At 67.1% G+C, this 20,328-nt stretch carries 19 protein-coding genes and 1 tRNA gene; 7 read left to right on the top strand and 13 right to left on the bottom strand.

All coding sequences use genetic code 11. From position 1 onward, the window contains the following. Positions 1–64 precede the first annotated feature (64 nt). A complete protein-coding gene (locus GO615_RS22600; RefSeq protein ID WP_169132139.1) occupies positions 65–475 on the bottom strand; it encodes a bacteriohemerythrin in 411 nt (136 codons plus the stop codon). 11 nt (positions 476–486) lie between these two features. Next, on the bottom strand, positions 487–1,641 hold the full coding sequence (locus GO615_RS22595) for an HD-GYP domain-containing protein (protein ID WP_169132138.1): 1,155 nt from the start codon (positions 1,639–1,641) through the stop codon (positions 487–489). Positions 1,642–1,944: 303 nt separating this feature from the next. Between GO615_RS22595 and ald the strand changes: the two genes are divergently transcribed. After that, a complete protein-coding gene (gene ald, locus GO615_RS22590) occupies positions 1,945–3,033 on the top strand; it encodes an alanine dehydrogenase (protein WP_169132137.1) in 1,089 nt (362 codons plus the stop codon). Between the two features lie 175 nt (positions 3,034–3,208). Here the strand turns inward: ald and GO615_RS22585 are convergent. Further along, positions 3,209–3,293, bottom strand: a tRNA-Leu gene (locus tag GO615_RS22585). A gap of 190 nt (positions 3,294–3,483) precedes the next feature. Here GO615_RS22585 and GO615_RS22580 point away from each other — a divergent pair. Then, on the top strand, positions 3,484–3,882 hold the full coding sequence (locus tag GO615_RS22580) for a hypothetical protein (protein ID WP_169132136.1): 399 nt from the start codon (positions 3,484–3,486) through the stop codon (positions 3,880–3,882). 66 nt (positions 3,883–3,948) lie between these two features. Here GO615_RS22580 and GO615_RS22575 read toward each other — a convergent pair whose 3' ends face one another. The 3 genes from GO615_RS22575 to GO615_RS22565 form a co-directional block, all read right to left on the bottom strand. Continuing rightward, complete coding sequence (locus GO615_RS22575; protein ID WP_169132135.1) at positions 3,949–4,428, bottom strand: hypothetical protein; 480 nt, start codon at positions 4,426–4,428, stop codon at positions 3,949–3,951. A gap of 79 nt (positions 4,429–4,507) precedes the next feature. Further along, positions 4,508–6,064 carry a Ycf46 family AAA ATPase gene (locus tag GO615_RS22570; protein ID WP_169132134.1) on the bottom strand — a complete coding sequence of 519 codons (1,557 nt, stop codon included), beginning with the start codon at positions 6,062–6,064 and terminating at the stop codon, positions 4,508–4,510. Between the two features lie 117 nt (positions 6,065–6,181). Continuing rightward, positions 6,182–6,793 carry a LysE family translocator gene (locus tag GO615_RS22565; RefSeq protein ID WP_169132133.1) on the bottom strand — a complete coding sequence of 204 codons (612 nt, stop codon included), beginning with the start codon at positions 6,791–6,793 and terminating at the stop codon, positions 6,182–6,184. A 100-nt stretch (positions 6,794–6,893) separates the two neighbouring features. Between GO615_RS22565 and GO615_RS22560 the strand changes: the two genes are divergently transcribed. Further along, positions 6,894–7,895, top strand: coding sequence for a GlxA family transcriptional regulator (locus tag GO615_RS22560; RefSeq protein WP_169132132.1), 1,002 nt, complete (start codon positions 6,894–6,896; stop codon positions 7,893–7,895). Between the two features lie 79 nt (positions 7,896–7,974). Here the strand turns inward: GO615_RS22560 and GO615_RS22555 are convergent, their stop codons facing one another. From GO615_RS22555 to GO615_RS22540, 4 genes are all read right to left on the bottom strand, one after another. After that, positions 7,975–8,409: a CBS domain-containing protein gene (locus GO615_RS22555; RefSeq protein WP_169132131.1), complete on the bottom strand. Its 435-nt coding sequence runs from the start codon at positions 8,407–8,409 to the stop codon at positions 7,975–7,977. 345 nt (positions 8,410–8,754) lie between these two features. Beyond that, entirely contained in the window at positions 8,755–9,114 is a 360-nt protein-coding gene (gene arsC / locus GO615_RS22550; protein ID WP_169132130.1) for an arsenate reductase (glutaredoxin), read from the bottom strand. Positions 9,115–9,163: 49 nt separating this feature from the next. Then, positions 9,164–9,655, bottom strand: coding sequence for a flavodoxin family protein (locus GO615_RS22545; protein ID WP_169132129.1), 492 nt, complete (start codon positions 9,653–9,655; stop codon positions 9,164–9,166). Then, positions 9,652–11,712, bottom strand: coding sequence for a diguanylate cyclase (locus GO615_RS22540; RefSeq protein ID WP_169132128.1), 2,061 nt, complete (start codon positions 11,710–11,712; stop codon positions 9,652–9,654). The genes GO615_RS22545 and GO615_RS22540 overlap by 4 nt, the downstream gene beginning before the upstream one ends. Before the next feature lie 250 nt (positions 11,713–11,962). Here GO615_RS22540 and GO615_RS22535 point away from each other — a divergent pair, with 250 nt between their 5' ends. From GO615_RS22535 to GO615_RS22520, 4 genes are all read left to right on the top strand, one after another. Next, complete coding sequence (locus GO615_RS22535) at positions 11,963–12,328, top strand: helix-turn-helix domain-containing protein (RefSeq protein WP_169132127.1); 366 nt, start codon at positions 11,963–11,965, stop codon at positions 12,326–12,328. Next, on the top strand, positions 12,328–13,548 hold the full coding sequence (locus GO615_RS22530; RefSeq protein ID WP_169132126.1) for a type II toxin-antitoxin system HipA family toxin: 1,221 nt from the start codon (positions 12,328–12,330) through the stop codon (positions 13,546–13,548). Before GO615_RS22535 ends, GO615_RS22530 begins: the two co-directional genes overlap by 1 nt. 186 nt (positions 13,549–13,734) lie before the next feature. Beyond that, positions 13,735–14,049, top strand: a complete 315-nt coding sequence (locus tag GO615_RS22525; protein WP_169132125.1) for a hypothetical protein — start codon at positions 13,735–13,737, stop codon at positions 14,047–14,049. A gap of 132 nt (positions 14,050–14,181) precedes the next feature. Next, positions 14,182–15,621: an ATP-binding protein gene (locus GO615_RS22520; protein WP_169132124.1), complete on the top strand. Its 1,440-nt coding sequence runs from the start codon at positions 14,182–14,184 to the stop codon at positions 15,619–15,621. A gap of 296 nt (positions 15,622–15,917) precedes the next feature. Here the strand turns inward: GO615_RS22520 and GO615_RS22515 are convergent, their stop codons facing one another. From GO615_RS22515 to gyrB, 3 genes are all read right to left on the bottom strand, one after another. Next, on the bottom strand, positions 15,918–17,255 hold the full coding sequence (locus GO615_RS22515) for a HipA domain-containing protein (protein WP_169132123.1): 1,338 nt from the start codon (positions 17,253–17,255) through the stop codon (positions 15,918–15,920). Then, positions 17,255–17,548, bottom strand: coding sequence for a helix-turn-helix transcriptional regulator (locus GO615_RS22510; RefSeq protein WP_169132122.1), 294 nt, complete (start codon positions 17,546–17,548; stop codon positions 17,255–17,257). The genes GO615_RS22515 and GO615_RS22510 overlap by 1 nt, the downstream gene beginning before the upstream one ends. Before the next feature lie 286 nt (positions 17,549–17,834). Continuing rightward, positions 17,835–20,328 (bottom strand): DNA topoisomerase (ATP-hydrolyzing) subunit B (gene gyrB / locus GO615_RS22505; RefSeq protein ID WP_211167308.1); only part of this gene is annotated, 2,494 nt, incomplete at its 5' end.

Here is a 20,328-nt window from a genome sequence, read left to right as displayed (position 1 = left end):
GCGCCTGTCGATCTCCTGGCATTACCCGCTTTGGGCGCTCCCGGTCGCGTGCGCCGTCGCGGCTTCAGCGTGCCGCCACGAGCCAGGGCACGTATTCCTTGTCCGTGCCGCAGATGTGATGGATCAGCCATTCGCCATAGAGGAAGGGCATCAGTGCCTGCAGCGCCGCGGGGTCGCCGCTTTCGAACACGCGCTCGAATTCCTGCACCTGGCGCAGGATCGTGTTGTGCTCCGCCTGGTGCTCGGCGATCCGGTCATCGGGGTAGCCGGCGCGTGCGATGAGTTCTTCCTCGTACGCGAAATGCGTCGTCACGTAATGCGCGAGGTGGTCGAACACGCGCCGCGCCCCGTCGGACGGGCCCTCGCCGTGCAGCTGGTCGGCTAGCTCGTTGATGATCGCGATCAGTTCCGCATGCTGGCGGTCGATCTCGGCATCGTCCACGGAGTATTCGGGCTTCCATTCGAAGCGGTTCATCGTGCTCGTCCTCAGTTGCGGTGCCACAGGCCGCGCAGCACCACGACGGAGCCGCGGTGGCTGGAAAACGGCACCATGCCCTCGATGCGGCAGCCCTCGTGCGCGGTCTCGCGCTGCACCGGCGTCAGCATCGGCATGCCGTCGGCGCGGACGAAGGAAAATACCAGCGGACAGGCGGTGTTCGTCGTGCGCTTCTTCACGACGGCGATCTCGCCGTTGGCCAGCCGCACGGTCGCCCCCGGCGGGAAGACGCCGATCTCCTTGATCATCATGCCGATCAGGCGGCTGTCGGTGGCCGAGCCCTGCTCCAGCATCAGCTTGCGCATCGCCTCGGTCGACACCATCGCCTTGCGGTAGGGGCGGTCGCGCACCATTGCGCTGTAGATGTCGGCGATCGCCAGCACCCGCGTCGGCAGGCTGATCGCCTCGCCCGCGCTGCCGTCCGGGTAGCCCGTGCCGTCGAGGCGCTCGTGGTGGTGGCGCACCGGATCGAGCCAGGTCTTCTCGCGCACGCCCAGGCCCGCGAGGATGGTTTCGCTGTCGATCGGGTGGCGATTGATGCGCTCGCGCTGCAAGGGCGTCAGGGGTTCGACCTGCCGGTCGAGCGTGTCCTGGATGTCGAGCAGGCCGATGTCGTGCGTGAGGCCGGCCTTGATCAGCGGCAGGCGCGACTCGTCCGGCACCCCCAGCTTCTTGCCGATCAGCTCGCACAGCATCGCCGCCTGCAGATGGTGGATCACCGCGTAGGAGCTGTCGTAGTCGAGATGCAGGTTCGCCAGCGCCGAGTCGGTGTCGTGCGTGCATGCCTCCTGGATCGTCAGCGCGATGCCCTCGATGCGCGGCACGAACTCGTCGCCCAGGTGGCCGTGCTTGTACAGGTCGAAGGTGCGCTTGAGGCGCAGCTTGAGGAGATCGAACATCTCGAAGGAGCTGTGCTCCTCGCTCACCGACGCCACCGGCAGCGGAGGATGCGCCGGCTTCGGGTGTGCAGCGTTGCTGATGAAGCAGCCGTTGGCGATCAGCACGTCGCGCTGCTTCGCGGTATTGATGACAAAGCCGGCCTGCAGCAACAGCATCCCGGAACCGTCATACACCGCATAGGGCAGCGGTTCGCCGAGGCGGATGTCGGTGGGTGATACGCGTTCGAAACCTTGCCGAGGTGTCATGGTCTTCGAGGGGGCTGCGTGTGGTCGATCGGATTTTTCCTGCGATGCCGACAGGCTAGCAGGCAATCCGGTGGAAGGAAAACAAAAAACCGCAAATCACGCCGTGGTGCGCCGCGGCGGGCCTATTAATAAGACTTTGGTAATACTTCTTCGGATACCCCGGGGCGGGCGTTCGCGTGCATGTTGTAATGCAGCATGACAGACGGGCGTTGGCGCGTTCATCATCCACGGTTGCCGCCGCCGCGCATTTCACCGGCACGGACCCCGCAGGCGGGCTGCCTGCCTTCCCACGGACCATCGATCATGCAAATCGGCATCCCGAAGGAAATCAAGACCCACGAATACCGCGTCGGTGCGACGCCGCACAGCGTGCGCGAGCTGGTCGCCCACGGTCATCGCGTGCTGGTGCAGGGCGGTGCGGGCACGGCGATCGGCCTCGCGGACGAGCACTACCGTGCCGAAGGGGCGGAAATCGTCGACACCGCCGAAGAGGTCTTTTCCCGTGCGGAACTCATCGTCAAGGTCAAGGAACCGCAGCCGCAGGAATGCGCGCTGCTGCGGCCCGGCCAGGTGCTGTTCACCTACCTCCACCTCGCCGCCGATGCGCAACAGACGCGCCTGCTGCTCGCATCCGGAACGACCGCCATCGCCTACGAAACCGTCACCAGCCCCGCGGGCGGGCTGCCGCTGCTCGCACCGATGAGCGAGGTCGCGGGACGCATGGCGATCCAGGCCGGCGCGAGCTGCCTCGAGAAACCGCACGGCGGCTCCGGCGTGCTGCTCGGCGGCGTTCCCGGTGTTGCGCCGGCGCGCGTGGTGATCCTCGGCGGCGGGGTGGTCGGCTACAACGCCGCGCGCATGGCCGTCGGCCTGGGCGCCGACGTCACCGTCGCCGACCCTTCGCTGGACCGCCTGCGCCGTCTCGATGAACTCTTCGCCGGGCGCATCCGCACCCGCCACGCGACCGGCGGGGCGATCGAGTCCCTGGTGCTCAAGGCCGACCTCACGATCGGTGCCGCGCTTCTGCCCGGGGCACGCACGCCGCGGCTCGTGCCGCGCGAGTGGCTGGCGCGCATGCAGCTCGGCTCGGTGCTGGTCGACGTCTCGATCGACCAGGGCGGCTGCTTCGAGAGCAGCCACCCGACCACGCACGCCGACCCGACCTACGTCGTCGATGGCATCGTGCATTACTGCGTCGCCAACATGCCCGGCGCGGTCGCGCGCACCTCCACCTTCGCTCTCAACAGCGCCACCCTGCCCTTCGTGCTCGCGCTCGCCGACAAGGGCTGGCAGCTGGCGACCGCTGAAGATCCGCACCTCGCCGCGGGCGTGAATGTCGACGCCGGGCGCATCGTCTGCCCGGCCGTCGCGGAGGCCTTCGCGGCCGCGTGAGCGCGGGGGATGGGGGCATCGGGCGGGCGCGGAACTCAGGATGCCCCCGCGCATGCCCCCGCATGTGTCGGGCCAAGGGGCAGCGCGCGGTGGCGGCGCGTGGACGTGAAAAAGGCCAGAACCCTTGTGCTGCTTAGGATTGCTGGCCTAGATCGGACTGCCTGGGACTGCTGAATGGTGCCTTGGGCGAGACTCGAACTCGCACGTCTTTCGACACTACCCCCTCAAGATAGCGTGTCTACCAATTTCACCACCAAGGCTTCGTCGCGTTACTGCGCCTGCGCGGGGCAAACAGCAGTGACTGCGGAAGGGCGCGGATTATAGCCCGGGATGCCCGGGTCTCGTCAATCCTTGTCGCATGGACTATCGACAAGGCCGGTCGTGAGGGATTACCGCGTGCCGCGCACGGACGTTCCCTACAATGCCCCAGGGATATACGAGGGACATTTCATGGGAACGCTTCATGCATATCTGGCCGGTCTTGGCGTTCTCGCGTGCGGCGTCGGCGCATCCGGCCGGGCCGCGGCAGACGATGCCGAAACGGTGTGGGCGTGCTGGTATGACCGTTCGACGTCCGTGCTGTGCAGGCTCCTCACCGCACCGGCGTCCCCGATCGAAACCGCCGTCGAATCCCCGCTGCCCCTCGTCGTGCCAGCGAGTTCACGCCCTGGCGCGGTGCTTCCGCCCCTCGCCCACGTGATCAGCGAAGCCCCCGCCCGGCTCGGCGGCCGCACCGTGCGCATCCCTCTCCACAATCACGCACACAACATGGACGCGGTCGAGCAGCTTGCCGAGGCGGTGATGTGCGGCGCGCGCAGCGACTGCCGCGTGCTGTTCGAGCACGGGTAGGGACGAAGAGCGGGGCCGTTCGCCGGGGTCGGTCAGGGATGTCGCTAAGGCGAGCGCGTTACGGGGTCAGTCCTCCTCGGCACGGTAGGCGGCGTAGGCAAGCATCAGCCCGAAGCCGAAAACGAGCAGCCACTTCAGCGACGACGCAGCACCCGATGCCGCGTACAGCGGCGCCACACCGAAGCGCGGCATCTCCGTGAGCCACCAGTGCAGCGCATTCTCGATCGCGTCGAAGCACGCGGCGACCGGCAGGAGCCAGCTCAGGACGCGACGGAACGCCGGCCCCCGCGCGGCCGTCACGCCCGTGCGCGTCGCCAACAGATAGCCGAAGAGGCCGTAGGCGAACAGAAAAGCGAAGTCCGCGGGCAGGTGGCTGCGGTAACGCGCGAGATCGGCCGATGACCAGAAGTGGACGATCTGCCCGAAGCTCCTGGGCGTGAAGGCGAACTGCAGCGCCAGCACGCCCGGATCGAGGGGCGCGAGATAGCAGAAAAGACCGACGCCCAGCGCCAGCGTGCTCAGTGCGGAGATCCATACGGCGCGCATCGCGTTCCCCCTTGTCGAAGCCGGACAGGCGGCCGGGAAGGTGAATCGTGGTCTGGCGCGGTGTTGCCGGCCATGCTGGTCAGTCTGCCGGTACGCAGCGCTCGGCCGCCCAGGCGCGCAGGGCCTCGATCTTCTCGCCCATGACCTGCGCGAGCGGACGCGTCGCCGCGGCTTCGCGCAGGAGGTGTTCATTCGAGAGCGTCGCCTCGCCGGCGAGCGTCTCATACAGGGCCGCGACGACGAGCTGCTCGAGCTCTGCGCCCGAGAAGCCCTCGGTGGCGGCGGCGATGGCCGCGAGGTCGAACGCTTCGGGAGCCAGCCCGCGCCGGGCGAGATGGATGCGCAGGATGTCCTGGCGCACATCGGGCGCGGGGAGATCGACGAAGAAGATTTCGTCGAAGCGCCCCTTGCGCATCAGCTCGGGCGGCAGGGCCGAGATGTCGTTGGCGGTGGCGACGAGGAAGACGCGCGACTTGCGCTCGGCCATCCAGGTGAGCAGGCTGCCGAGGAGTCTGCGCGAGATCCCGCCGTCGCTTTCCGAATCGCCCGTCGACAGGCCCTTCTCGATTTCGTCGATCCACAGCACAGCCGGCGCCATCGCCTCGGCCGCGCGCAATGCCTCGCGCAGCTTGCGCTCGGTCTCGCCGGTGAACTTGTCATAGAGGCCGGCGAAGTCGAGGCGCAGCAGGGGCACGCGCCAGCTTCCCGCCGTGACGCGCGCCGCCATGCTCTTGCCGGCGCCCTGAACGCCCAGCAGCAGCGCCCCCTTGGGCGTGGGCAGGCCGGGCACGCTGCGCTCGCCGGTGAACACCGGCCGGCGCAACTCCAGCCAGCGCTTGAGGCGTGCGAGCCCGCCGATGTCCTGCGGCCCGAGCGCGCTCATCTCGACCTCCAGGGCACTCCCGCCGAGCATGTCCTGCTTGTAGCGGGCGATGCGCTCGAGATCGCCCGCCGTGATCAGGCCGTCGTCGCGCACGGCGTTGCGGATGAGGCGCCGCACGTCTTCCTCCGGCAGCCCCACCACTTGGTGGAGGAGGCTCGTCATGACCTCCGGCTCGCCGCGCACCGGCTGGCCGCTCGCCTGCTTCTGCAGGGCGATCTCGTCGCGCAGGATCTCGCGCACGCGCGGCAGATCGGGGATCGCGAGCGACATGCGTACTGCGTGGCGCGCCAGCTCGGCGGGCAAGTCCATGCGCGGTGCGACGAGCACGATCGTCCGCTCGGCGACCGGGTGATCGAGCACGATCTCGCGCAGCAGGCGCGCAACCACCGGGTCCTCGAGGAAGGGGTGCGGGTCGAAGAGCACATACAGACCCTTCCCCGCACGCTTGTCGATGAAATGCAGGGCGGACTGCAGCGCCTGGGTGTCGGGGATCGCCTGGCGGTGGTCGTTCGCCTCGCGATCGGGCTCGTCGACCTGCTCCACCATCGCGAAAAGCCCCGTCGGGCGCGCCGAACCGTAGCGGAAGTTGGTGTGGGCCAAGCCGTCCGCGACGGTCCAGCAGAAGCACTGGGCGCCCAGTTCGCGCGCGGCCCGGTCGAGAAGGCGCATCGCCTTCGCTTCTTCGACCGTCTCGATGGCGATGAGCGGCATGCGGGAGCGCAGGAGGGTGGAGAGCTCGCGGAAATCGGGCATGGCAATTGGATAGGGAGGGCGACGCGCGATTGTAGCCCGGACGCCGAGCGATTCAGGGATCGGCGCCAGGGTGAGCGGGATCCGGTGAGCACGAGGCGCGACGGTTTTCGCCGCCTGCTAGTGCGTCATCGGCAGGCTCGCTCCGATTGCCGCGAAGAAGGTCCCGCAGACGCGATTGAAGCGCTTGCCGCCGCGTTCCAGCCACGGCCGGATGCGGTGCGCGAGGCGTGCCAGGCTGAGTTCGACGAGGAACTCCACCGCCGCGAAGCTCAGCGCCATGACCAGGAACTGGGTCGGCAGGGCGCGCTCGGGGTCGATGAACTGCGGGAGGAAGGCGCCGTAGAAGAGCAGCACCTTCGGGTTCGAGATCGCCGCAAGCAGTCCCTGGCGGAAGAGGGCCGCGCCGCGCGGCGTGTCTTGGGCAGCGACGGCGTCCGGATGCAGGGCCGGCGCCCGCCATAGTTGCACGCCGAGCCACACGAGATAGCACCCGCCAACCCATTTCAGCACCAGGAGCGCGTCCGCGGATACTTGCAGGAGCGCACCGAGGCCGAACATCGCCAGCGCGATCAGGCCGATGAAGCCGGTGACGCCGCCCAGGATCGTGAACAGCGCCATCCGCGGCCCATGCAGCGCACCATGCGTCAGGGCCAGCAGGCCGTTGGGACCGGGGGTGATCGAGAGCCCCAAGACCGCCACGAGATAGATGAACCAGGTTTGCAGCGCCATCGGCATTCCTCCTTCCGTCACGAGGCACAGTCTAGGCGGGTGTCGGCCGACTCGATGGTAAGATCTGGACGGATCGATGGAGAATGTGGACATGCCGGACATGAACGCCCGGACTCCCGTCCCGGATATTCGCTTCCTGCTCTTGCCGCTGCCCGAGTTCGCCATGCTTCCCTTCGGCGGTTTCCTCGACAAGCTGCGCTTCGCCGCCGACGACGAGGACTACAGCCGGCAACGCTATTGCAGCTGGCGGGTGCTCGGGCTCGAGCCGGGTTATGTGGAGTCGAGCAGCGGCGTGGCCGTGCGGGTCGAGCTCACGCCTGCGGAGCTCCGCTACGCGGATTACGACTATCTGGTCGTGTTCGGGGGCCGCAGCGCGGCGGCCACCGAGGCGCTGGCGCCGCGTTACCGCAGCGTCCTGCGCGGTGCGGCGGCGCGGGGGGTTCGGCTCGTCGCGATCGACAACGCCAGCTTCCTGTTTGCGGCCTGCGGCCTGCTCGCCGGGCACCGTGTCGCCGTGCATTGGCGGCATGAGGTCGAATTCCGCGCGTCCTATCCGCGCATCGAGGTTGTGAGCGAGCAGCTGTACTGTTTTGACGGCGACCGCATTTCCTGCGCGGGTGGGAGTGCGGCGATCGACCTTGCCGTCGAGATTCTCGCGCGCGCCTGCGGGCGAGCCCGGGCGCTGAAGGGGCTGGCGGACATGCTGGTGGATGAAGCGCGCAGCAGCCGTCACCCGCTCCGATCGCTCGACGAGGAGGCGGCGAGCGGGCGTCACGTCGGGCGGGCGATCGCGCTGATGCGCACGTTGCTCGCCTCGGACAAGTCGTCGGACGAACTCGCGTGCGCGATCGGCATCAGCCGGCGGCAACTGGACCGCCTGTTCGTCGACGCCCATGGCGTGACCGCGTCCGAATACTGGCGCGAGATGCGCCTGCAGCACCTGCAATGGCGCCTGCTGAACTCGGATCACAGCCTTGCGGTGCTCGCCGACGAGGTCGGCATCGCCGACGTCAGCTACCTCGGGAAAATGTTCAGGCGGCGCTTCGGACAAACCCCGGCCGCGTTCCGGCGCGATGCGCGGGAACGCCGTCACCCTGCGTGATCCTCGCTTGAGGGAGCGGGTCAGCTGCGCGTCGCGCGCCGCCGCACCGCCATAGGCAGTGCGACGACCCGGCTGTGCGTCAGAGGATGACCGAGATTTCCTCGCGGCGCACCAGATCCTGCCCCAACTGAAGCCCGTCGATGTCGAGCGCGTCGTGGGCGGCGAGCAGGCCGACCGGCGTCCCGCGGCCGTCCACCACCGGCATGTGGCGGAATCCGCCCTCGTACATCAGGTGCAGGGCATGCCCGAACGGCTTGTCCTTGTGGATCGTCTGCACCTTCGTCGTCATGATGCTCTCGACCGGCGTGGCGGCCGGATCGAGTCCCAGGGCGACGACCCGGAACACGATGTCCCGCTCCGTCAGGATACCGAGCAGCTTCCCCTTGTCCACGACCAGAACGGCCGAGGACTTCATCTCACGCATGATGATCGACGAATGGCGGATCGTGGTGCCCGGCGAGACCGTGGGAAATGGGCGTTGGCCGATGACTTCGCGAATGGGGCGGTGTGGCATGGCATGTCTCCTCTTGAAAGAAGGGAGAAGACCGGGAGGTCTTCCTTTCAGCCGTCCTGGAAAACAAACAGGCTTTCACCGAGTCGGCGCAGGCGGGTTGATGTCGACAATCGTCGACCACCGCCCTGCGTCGCCGGGTGAGCTATCCGATAGCGCTCATTGCGGCAATCGACGCTCGTCTGAGGTCATGCATAATCCGGGCCGCCGCCCAGTGGAGAAACAAGTCAATAAAAACAATGAACTGCGCGGTGCCTGATTTCCGATGGGCGTACCGGCCGCACCACATTGGTGACAATGCGGCCGTGTCGTGAGCCAAAGGTGTGCGTCCGGGCGGGACGCGGCGCCTCAGGCCGGCGGCAGGATGTCCAGCACCCGCTCCGGCGGCCGGCACAACCGCGTGCCCAGCGGCGTCACGACGATCGGGCGGTTGATCAGGACCGGATGGGCAAGCATCGCGTCGATCAGTTCCTCGTCGCTGCGCTCCGGCGAACCGAGGCCGAGTTCGGCGAACACGGCCTCCTTGTCGCGCATGATCGCGCGCACCTTGAGTCCGCTGGCCGCGATCAGTCCGACGAGCTCGTCGCGGCCCGGCGGCGTCTTCAGGTACTCGACGACACGCGGCTCGATGCCGCGCTCGCGCAGGATCTGCAGTGCGCCGCGAGAATTGCCGCAGCGCGGGTTGTGATAGATGGTTACGTCGGTCATGGAAGATCTGCTTATGGAAACGTGATGGGAGGTGCGGCGCCGACCGGCTTCAGAAGATTCCCAGCGCCAGACCTGCTGCAATGCCTGCGCCCAGCTCTTCGCAACGGCCGAGCTCCTCCGCCTCGATGCGCTTCGCCCGCAGGATCTCGTCGGGCGTCTGCGCATGGGTGCACACGATCACGGCCGGCGCGACCGGCTTCAGCCGCCACCCGGTCGCGATGCGCTCGATCTGCCTGACCGCGTTGCTGCCGTCGCTGCCCGCGCACACGAGCGTCGCGTAGGGGCGGCCATTGATGCGGTCCAGCGCCGCATAGTAGGTGCGATCGAAGAAGTCCTTCATCTGGCCCGAGATCGCCGCCAGGTTCTCCGGCGTGGCGAAGATGTAGCCATCCGCGGCCAGGACGTCGTCGGCGCCCGCCTCGTGCGCATGCAACAGCCGCACCGCGACCGAGCCGTCGGCAGCGGCGCCAGCGGCGGCGGCGCGCGCCATCTGCAGCGTGCCGCCGGTCATGGTGTGATAGACGATCAGCAGGGTCTTCATGCGGGGAGTCTCTCCGGCACGGCCGCGCCCAGATAGGGGAAATAGGCGCGGTCCTGGCTGACGATGTGCTTGGCGACCATGTCGTGGGCGAGGAAAGTGAAGAGCGCGCCGAAGTCCGCGCCGCCGCGGTGGAAATCCGCGATCAAGGCCTCCGCCTTCACGGCGAGGGCCTCGTGCATCCGGACATGCGCGGCGAGGTCGGGGTAGCCGATGCGCTGCAGGAGCCGTTCTTCGTCGCGGAAATGGTGCACCATCGTGCGGTACAGCGCGTCGATGCGCGCGCAAATCTCCCCGCTGGGCCGCTCCGCGACGATCAGGGCCCAGAGCGCGTTGATTTCGTCGAACAGCTCGCGGTGTTCGGCGTCCAGTTCGGGATCGCCGCTCTGATAGGAAGTGTGCCAGGCGAGCTTGACCAGTCCGTCCTGCTCGGCCGTGCTGCCCGCCACCGAATGGTCGGCCTCGACGCGGTTGCGCCCGCCCTGCTTGGCGCGGTAGAGCGCCGCATCGGCGCGCGCGATCCATTCGTCGCGGGACTCGGCATCGCCCAGCTCGGCCACCCCGAAACTCGCCGTGACGCGGCCGACGCCTGCGATCGGGTGCGCGGCGACGCAGGCCCGTGCGCGCTCGGCCAGCACCGCCGCGCTCGCAAGATCGGTCTCGGGCAGGAGCACGAGAAACTCCTCGCCGCCCCAGCGGGTCAGCGAATCCGGCTTGCGCAGCGCGCTGCGGATGCAGCCCGCGACCGTCTGCAGGACCTCGTCGCCCCTGACGTGGCCGTGGCGGTCGTTGATTCCCTTGAACAGATCGACGTCGAGCAGGATCAGCGCAAGGGGATGACGATAGCGGCGGGAACGCTCGACTTCCTGCGCCACGACGTCGTAGAACTGGCGCCGATTCCACGCCCCGGTCAGCGCATCCGTTCCCGCGAGCTGGTCGAGCTGCTTCAGGGTCTGCAGCAGGGCCTGCTCCTTGTCGTGCAGCCTGGTCACCAGGCGGTTGAATCCGAGCAGGAGGTCGCCGACCTCGTCCTGGCGCGTCACGGCCAGGGGGGCGAGTTCCCGTCTGCCTTCGGCCATCTCGCGAATCGAACGGGCCGCGTCCGTCAGCGAACGCAGCAGGCGCGGCATCACCACCAACAGGATGAGGCTCAAGCCGATCATCGTCCCGAACGAATTGCGCCACAGCAGGCGACGCAGCTCCGCGACCGGCTGCGACACGTCGGCCGCCGGCATGCGCGCGACGACGAGCCATCCGCTGTCCGGCACGGCCGCGATGGCCGCGAGTTCTTGCTCGCCCTGCGCGTCGACCATCATGCCGGTGCCCCGGTAGCCCGCCATCGCGCGATCGAGCAGCGGATTGACGCCAGGCGCCGGGGTGGGCTGGAGCACCATCGCCGGGTCGTTCGAGGCGACGAACAGCTTGTCTGCGGGCGACACCACCAGGAATCCGCCGCTTGCGCCCAGCCGCGTCTGCTGCAGATCGTCGAGAAAGCCCCCCTTGTCGAGCCGCAGCTCGCCCGCCAGCACGCCCAGCACGCGCCCGCCGCCATCGCGCAGCGCTGCCGCCATGACGATGATCGCCGCGCCGTCGGCCCCGACCCGGTGGGGCCTGCCGATCACCGGACCCTCCGCGCCGAGTGCAGCATGGAACCAGTCGGCCCCGGAAACGGCGGACAGGGACGATGCATCGCCGGCAATGGCCCTGGGACTGCCCGTCACGGGCTCGCCGTCGGGCCGCAGCACCCGCAGCCCGCGGTCAAAGAGCGGGCTCAGGCGTTCGCGCTCGCCGAGCCACGCCGCGAGCTGCGCGGGCTCGCGCACCAGCGCAGGGGGCAGCGTGGCCGCCAGTTCGCCGATCAAGGTGCGCCGCATCTGGAGGCTGTCAGCGAGATCCTGCGCGACGAGGGCCGCGATCGACAACTGAGCGTCCGCCACGACTTCATGCACGCGGTCCCGCACCGCCGGCAGCATGACGAACTGACGTACCAGGACCCCGACGACGATCAGCACGATGCCGAGTCCGATCAGGCGGAATTTCACGGTGCGGAAGAACGACATGGGCAGGGGCGGGGCCTCGCGGGCAGAGCACGCAGTGTACCCACGTCCTGCGTGCAATGGCATGAACGAGTCGACGATCAGGAGCGACCCGACGCATCGAATCGCGCGCCGCGTTTCTTACGCTGTCCTGAGATGAAGCAGTGCGGGATTGGCAAAGGCACTTGCCCGAACGGCCCCTGATTGCCGAGTTGATAAAGCCGCGACGTAACATATACTTCGATAAAGCGGCTTCGCAGATAAAGTCTATGTAATGTCAAAATCCTCCCTCGCCCTCGACTCCCTGCCTCCGGAAGTGACGGCTTCGCTGCAGACGCTGGGCGAGCAGCTTGCACTGGCACGTCTGCGCCGCAAGGAATCCCAGAAGCAATGGGCCGGCCGCCTGGGGGTGTCGGTCCCGACGCTGATCCGCCTCGAACAAGGCGATCCCACCGTCAGGATGGGGGTCTATGCGACTGCGCTCTGGCTGCTCGGGCTGTCCGGCGGTCTTGCCGAGCTCGCCGAGCCGGGCAAGGACCTGCGGGCGCTGGAGTCCGACGTCCGTCAGGCGAGCCGCCTGCGTGCGACCAGGACGCGAACCGCGCGCACGGCCCTTCGCGGCAAGAAGGAAGGGAGCTGATGAGCCCGACCGCCCCTCCGCCCGACACGCTTCATCTTTGGTATCTGGGCAATCCGGAAGTCCCCGTCCTGGTCGGGGAGCTCAATCTGGTCATGGGCCGCCGCGCCGTCTCCCTGCGCTACGCGGAGTCCTGGCTCAGGCACGGCTTCGCGCTCAGCGAAGACCTTCCTCTCAGCGACATCGAGCACTTCCCGAAGGAAAAGGACACCGCTGCCGGCGCCGTCGACGATGCCCGTCCGGATCGCTGGGGCGAACGCGTGATCCGCCTCCTCGACCGCCCACCGAGGCTGTCCCTCCTGGAGTTCCTGTACTACGCCGGCGACGACCGCTTCGGCGCGCTGGGCGTGTCGAGCTCCCGATCCGCCTATCTCCCCCGCCAGATCGGTCCCTTGCCGAGACTCGCCGATGTGGATGCCGTTCACGAGGTCGTCCGTCGCGTGCTGGCCAGGGAGCCGATCGACGAAGGACAACGAAAACTGCTCGCGCCCGGCGTCACGATGGGCGGCGCACGCCCGAAGGCCTTGCTTCAGATGGAAGGCGTGGAGTGGGTGCTCAAGTTCGCCGAGGACGACCGGCCGGAAGAAGCCCTGATCGAGCACGCGGCGATGACGCTGGCCGCGAAAGCCGGGATCACCGTCGCCGAGACAAGGCCTGTGCGGTTCAGGAATGGCGCCGCCGTCGCGATCCGTCGTTTCGACCGCGAATCAGGACGCCGTGTGCACGCCCTGTCCGCGAACGTCGCCCTGAAGGCGGCAGGCGTCGAAGCGTCCTACCCCAACCTCGCCCTTCTGCTCCGGCGGCGCGGTGTGGCCGAGCTCAATCGCGCCCAGATGCACGAGCTCTTCCGGCGCCTGATATTCAACATCCTCATCGACAACACCGACGACCACGAGAAGAACCACGTACTGCTGGTCCGGGCGAACCAGCAGTACGTCCTGGCGCCGGCGTTCGACGTCCTGCCGATCGGTCATTCGCTGGGCTACCAGGCGATGGCGGTCGGAACGCAGGGCGCGGAATCGTCGATCGAGAATGCGTTGAGTGCGGCTGCGCATTACTGGCTCACGCCACAGGGCGCGCTCGCGGAAGCACGCAGGGTGGCGCAGGTCGTCGACGACTGGCGTGCGCATTTTGTCGCGCAGGGGATTTCTGATCCCGTTATGGACGAACTGGCCGACCATATCGACCGGCCATTCCTGCTGGAGCAGCGGCGAGCGTTGTAGGTTGGGCCCGGAACAGCTTTGCAGCCGTTCAGCCGTTCGGGCAGTGCCCTGAATCCGCCGGGCCCGGCATCCCTGCGGATGGTCGTGCCTCGGTTTTCGTTGATCTATATTCACATTCCGGGATCCACCTGTGAGTGTTGGTGATCTCCGGCGAGGGGGAAGCCCGACAGAGACAGGAGAGGAAAAATGATGATCGCGCGATGGAGCATCGACGCCCGCTTCGGCTACAAGGCGCAAGTGGTCGAGGCGATGCAGAAGTGGATGATGGACATCGGCAGCCAGATCGGCTGGACGAAGGAGAAGACGAGCCTGCTGACCGGTTCGATCGGGGCGGGCGAGGCCACGGTCCAATCCGAGATCCGGATCAAGGACCTCGCCGAACTCAACGCCGCATGGGACAAGCTGGGCACCATCGAGGCCCACCGGCAGTGGAGCAAGGAGCTCGAACCCTACGTGGTGTCCGGCTCGCCGCGGTGGGAGATATTCCGGGTGGTTGATTGAGGCGCCGACGCGCGACCCGGTTCGGCGACGGGGGAATCGGAAGCATGCCGTCAACTTCATGAGGTGGACTAATGTGCACGAATAGTTAAACTACACATTAACTATTTAAGATACAGATGCCGTTTTCCCCTCATGAAGGTATCTCAAGACGAACTCATCTCCATCCTCTCCCAGTTCAATCCGTGGTGGCGCGGGGAGACCATCACCGATCTGCCGGAGTGGCGCCGGGCGGCATTCCGGGAGTTGTACGAGTGGGTGGATAGCCCGCCCGCCCCGAGAGCCGTGCTGCTGTCGGGGGCGCGCCAGATTGGCAAGACCACGCTGATGCTGCAGGCCGTGGATGCGCTGCTCGAGCGGGGTGTGCCTCCCGGCAACATCCTCTATGCGACCTTCGACCATCCGCTGCTGAAGCTCGCCGGCATCGACGCCGTGCTGGAAGCCTGGCGCGAGCGCGAGCCGCGGGTCGATGGCAACGAGTATCTGTTTCTCGACGAGGCCCAGTTCATTCGCGACTGGGGAACCTGGGTCAAGCATCAGGTCGACTTCGCCAGGCATCGGCGGATCGCCTTCACGGGCTCGGCGATGCCGCTCATCGAGGCCGAGCAGGAGTCCGGAATGGGACGCTGGCACGCGATCCGGCTGACGACGCTTTCCTTTTACGAATACCTGCAGATCAAGAAACTGTCCTTGCCCGCCCTGCCCCGGATCGGCACGCTCCGCGACCTCTTCGACTGGACACAGCCCGAGCTGTATCGGGTCGGCGAGTCCGCCACGCATTACGTCGGGCACTTCCACGAATACCTCGTGCGCGGAGGATTTCCGCAGACGGCCCAAGTCGAGAGCGTGACGCAGGCCCAGCGCCTGCTGCGGGAAGACATCATCGACAAGGTGCTGAAACGCGACATGACCGCGCTTTTCGGCGTGCGCCGCGTGCTCGACCTGGAGCACACGTTCCTGTATCTGTGCATGCACGACGGCGGGCTCCTCGACATGCCCGACCTGTGCGCGAACCTGGAGGTGAAGCGACCGACGGCCCAGAACTTCCTCGAACTGCTGCAGGCGGCCCACCTGATCTACCGCCTGCCGCCCTTCGGTTACGGCAAGGACGTGCTGCGTGCGCGCTTCAAGGTCTACCTGGCCGACGCCGCCATCGCCCCCGCCGTGATGCTCAAGGGCAAAGCGATCCTCGAGGACGCCGCCGCCCTCGGCATCGCCACCGAAACCGCCGTCTTCAAGCACCTGTTCGCCCGCTACTACCCGCAAAACGTCCGCTTCAGCTACTGGCGCGGAAGGAAGGACCAAGAAGTCGACCTCGTGGCGGAAGTCGGCGGGCAACTGATCCCTTTCGAGGTCAAATACCGTGCCCAGCACACCGGCGTGCGCGAACTCAAGGGCCTGGTAGAACTGTGCCGGCAGAAGGCCATCGACCGCGGCTACGTGGTGACGAAATCGCTGGATGACTTCGGGGTGATCAGGGAGCTGCCGGAAACGGAAGCGCGCGTCATGCGAGTGCCGGCGGCCTTGCTTTGCTACTGGATGGGGGAGTCGGAGGTAGGGCGGGGAAGGGCATAAGTCAGGGACCTCATCCAGCGCGTCACGACTGCGCAAATCGTGGTCTGTCCCCGTTTTCCCCTACCTCGATTTGCTTACGGGACCGAGACAGGTGTTTGTGATGCCGTAACGCAGGCCACGGCCATCGCGGGTCAGGCGCAGCGCTTCAATTCGCCGCGGAAAAGCTGTGTGAGGTTTTCGTTGCCCCACTAACGGGACAGTATCTTCGCCCCCGGGGTGTTACTACGCAGCTGACCCATTCGCGCTTAGGGATTTGTCGCTCAATTACCTGTTTGGGTCGGCGGGACCCGGCGCCGTCAGAGGAGCGCCGGGTCGACTTTCGCGATTTCGGGCGCCATGCGCGCCTGGCGCTCGCATTCGGTGACGACAATCGCGTGCAGCAGCTCGACGAGGGCCGGCGCCACGCCGGCCTCCCGCGCATCCTCGAGGGTCCCGGGCAGGCTCTCGGCGACGCGCTTGGCCATGCGGGCGAGCTCGATGCTCACCTGGCGCAGCGGCAGGCCGCAGGCGTGGGCGAAGCTTGCCCACTCGAAGGGCGAGAGCTCCTGCGCGTGAAACGCATCGCCAATGGCCATGGCGTAGGTGGTGTCGAGCAGCTGGACCCCGTCGAAGGCGAACCCGCACACGAGGTCGTACGCGGGCGCCAGCGTGAGCCCTTCCCGCCCGGCGTAGAACGAGAGGTTCTTGGCATGGGCGTCGGTGTTGCCGATGAGCACCTGGAAGAGGGTCCAGCGCAACAGGGCGAGGCGTTCGGCGGCCGGCCGCGGGCAGTGCTCGAGGAGCGCGAAGAGCATCGGCAGCGACGCCCCCTCGCGCAGGTCGCGCACGTCCCGAGTGTCGCCGTACGGACGCTCGTACTTGAGCGCGGACGAGAGGCCCAGCGCCTGGCAGCCGTCGATGATGTGCCGGCGCACCACGCGTCCGCCGCTAAGCTCGCGGTCGAAGCGCTTCACCGCCAACACCGGCTCGGGCACACGCACCAGCGCAACTTCTGCAACCGGCAGCTTGGCCCGGTGTGCGAGCCGCATACAGAAAAACTCGTTGCCGGTGAGCCCCGCCAGCTGCGCGGCAACCGGCTCGGGCTTCAGGATGTGGGTCGAGGCGAGATGCCCCCCCTCGACGAGTGCCCACTGCCCATCGGCCTCCTCGAAGACGGCAATCTTGTCCTGGTACCCGGCAATTGACAGGCGCACCCGCCCATCCCACACGGAGAAGGGATGAAACGGGCGCGCGCGGATGCGCTCCGAGAGCTCGGCGTGCGACAACGGCCGGCGCGCCTCGGGCACCGGCGTCGCCACCGTCCCGGGCAGGCGCAGCTGCAGCGCTCCGGCGGTCTCGCCGCCCAGCGCCGCCAGGAGCCCCATCAGGTTGCCCTTCGAGAGCTTGTGCGTGCTCGCCGCATCATCGAGCGCCTGCCCCTCGGGCAACAGGTTCTCGAAGAACTGGCGCACCGCGGCACTGTGCTGCTCCTCGGTGGTGTCCGCCCCGGTTTCGAGCGGCAAGGTCGGCCCGAGCGCATAGCGCTCCTTGCGCGAGAGCCACACCGGGCTGTAGCGAAACACGTAGCGGTGGGTCGCCGCCGTGTAGCCGAGCGTGCCGGCAAGCTCCCCATTCATCAGGACGTCGAGTTCCATCACGCACGCGCCTCACGGATGAGCTGCGAAATCGAACTGGCCTCGGTCGCCGGCGCCATGAAGAGACTCACCCCCAGCTCCTTGGCCACGCGCAAGGCTATCCCCAGCCCGACCGTCGGCTTGCCCGCCTCCAGGTCACCGAGCGTCTGCTTGGCAATACTCACCGCCAGCGCCGCCTCCTCGAGCGTGAGGCCGCTGGCGGTGCGAGCCGCACGGATGGCCAGCCCGAGGTCCTCGCTGGTGGTGAGCTGCGGGTCGACAGGGAAGACGGTGGGAACGACGCGACGTGCCATGGACAATACTCCTATTTTGATAGGAGTATAACTCGGCATGCCCTTCGATTCAAAAATAAGCCTAGCAAAATAGGCGGCTATCTCTGTGTGCCGCGATTCCAGAGATTGCGCCTGCTATAGCAGGCATAATCGCCCGCAACTGCGAGTCCGCGTCCCTTTGGTGGCATTGCTACGCGCCCAGCACAGAATGTAGAAAGGGCGGAGAGTCCGTTGGATTCTCCGCCCTTCGCGCTTGTGCCAGTTTGCGCTTAGCAAACTGTCAATTTATGACGCCCGCTACAAAAAATCACACGTCGATATTCCGCGCAAACAGCGCGTTGCCCTCGATGAACGCCCGGCGCGGTTCCACGTCGTCGCCCATCAGCGTCGTGAAGATCTCGTCGGCGGCGATGGCGTCGTCGATCTGCACCTTGAGCAGGCGGCGCACGGCCGGATCCATGGTCGTTTCCCACAGCTGCTCGGGGTTCATCTCGCCCAGACCCTTGTAGCGCTGCTTGCTGAGGCCGCGTTCGACTTCGGCGAGTAGCCAGCGGATGGCGTCGGCGAAGCGGGTGACCGGCTGGCTCTTCTCGCCGCGGCGGATCTCGGCGCCCTCGCCCATCAGGTCGGCGATGGCGGCGGCGGCGGTGCGGATGCTGCGGTAGTCGCCGGAGACGATGAATTCCTCGTCGATCCAGCCGCGCTTGCGGTTCCCGTGCAGCATGCGTTCGATGGCGATGCGCCAGGTTTCCGAGCCCTCATGGTATTCGGGACGGATCTGGACCTCGTCGGGCAGGTGCGGGCGGATGCGCGCGGCGGCGGCGGCGGTGGCGGCTTCGTCGGCGAGGCTGATCTCGATGTCGTGTGCGAGCATCGCGTGCAGCACCGCGCCGTCGATGTAGCCGGAGAGGCGGTTGATGACCGCTTCGGCGAGCAGGTAGCTGCGGGCGAGGCCGCCCAGGGTCTCGTCGACGATGGGGGCGGCGCCGGTGCGCGGCACGAGCGCGGCGCCGTCGAGGGCGAGCTTCAGCAGGTGCTGGTTGAGCGCCGCTTCGTCCTTGATGTACATCTCGTTCTTGCCGTGCTTGATCTTGTACAGCGGCGGCTGGGCGATGTAGATGTGGCCGCGCTCGACCAGCTCGGGCATCTGGCGGTAGAAGAAGGTCAGCAGCAGGGTGCGGATGTGGGCGCCGTCGACGTCCGCGTCGGTCATGATGATGATGCGGTGGTAGCGCAGCTTCTCGGGCTTGTAGTCTTCCTTGCCGATGCCGGTGCCGAGCGCGGTGATCATGGTGGCGATCTCCTGGCTCTGCAGCAGCTTGTCGAAGCGCGCCTTCTCGACGTTGAGGATCTTGCCCTTGAGCGGCAGGATTGCCTGGAACTTGCGGTCGCGGCCCTGCTTGGCGGATCCGCCTGCGGAGTCACCCTCGACGAGGTAGATCTCGCACAGTGCGGGATCCTTCTCCTGGCAGTCGGCGAGCTTGCCGGGCAGGCCGACGCCGTCCAGCAGGCCCTTGCGGCGCGTCATCTCGCGCGCCTTGCGGGCGGCGTCGCGGGCGCGCGCGGCCTCGACGATCTTGGCGCAGATGGTCTTCGCGTCGATCGGGTTTTCCTGCAGGAAGTCGGTGAGCTTGCCGGCGACGACTTCCTCGACCGCGGGGCGGGCTTCCGAGGACACCAGCTTCATCTTGGTCTGGCTGGCGAACTTGGGGTCGGGCATCTTCACCGAGAGCACGCAGGCGAGGCCTTCGCGCATGTCGTCGCCGGTGATGTCGACCTTGGCCTTCTTGGCGATCTCGTTTTCTTCGATGTACTTGTTGATGACGCGCGTCATCGCCGCACGCAGGCCGGTGAGGTGGGTGCCGCCGTCGGCCTGCGGGATGTTGTTGGTGTAGCACAGCACCTGTTCGGCGTAGCTGTCGTTCCACTGCATCGCGACCTCGACGCCCAGTTCGGCGTCGTGGCCGTGGCCGGTCGGGATGCGCGTGGTGCCGGCGGCGTAGAACACGTTGGGGTGCAGCACCGACTTCGTCCGGTTGATGTATTCGACGAAGCCCTTCACGCCGCCGGCGAAGGCGAAGTCCTCTTCCTTGCCGGTGCGCTGGTCGATGAGGCGGATCTTCACGCCGTTGTTGAGGAAGGACAGCTCGCGCAGGCGCTTGGCGAGGATCTCGTAGTGGTATTCGACGGTGCCGAAGATGTCGTCGTCGGCGAGATAATGGACCTCGGTGCCGCGCTTGGTCGTCTCGCCGATGACTTTCAGCGGGCTGACCTCGACGCCGTCGACGTGCTCGAGCACGCGGTCCTGCGGCACGCCGCGGTGGAATTCCATGAAGTGCTTCTTGCCGTCGCGGCGCACGGTGAGGCGCAGCCACTTCGACAGCGCGTTCACGCACGAGACGCCCACGCCGTGCAGGCCGCCGGACACCTTGTAGCTGTTCTGGTTGAACTTGCCGCCGGCGTGCAGCACGCACATGACGATCTCGGCCGCCGAGCGCTTGGGCTCGTGCTTGTCGTCCATCTTCACGCCGACCGGGATGCCGCGGCCGTTGTCGGCCACCGAGATCGAGTTGTCGGCGTGAATGGTGATGACGATATCGTCGCAGTGGCCGGCCAGCGCCTCGTCGATGGAGTTATCCACGACCTCGAACACCATGTGGTGCAGGCCGGTGCCGTCGGAGGTGTCGCCGATGTACATGCCGGGACGCTTCCTCACGGCTTCCAGGCCTTCGAGCTGCTGGATGCTGGATTCGTCGTAATCGCCGGACGGGGCGGGCGCGGGGACGGGGGCGGGCTGAGGC

Origin of the sequence: Aromatoleum evansii, from assembly GCF_012910805.1 — a bacterium.
Lineage (GTDB): Bacteria > Pseudomonadota > Gammaproteobacteria > Burkholderiales > Rhodocyclaceae > Aromatoleum > Aromatoleum evansii.
This window is presented reverse-complemented; position numbering and strand designations above follow the sequence as displayed.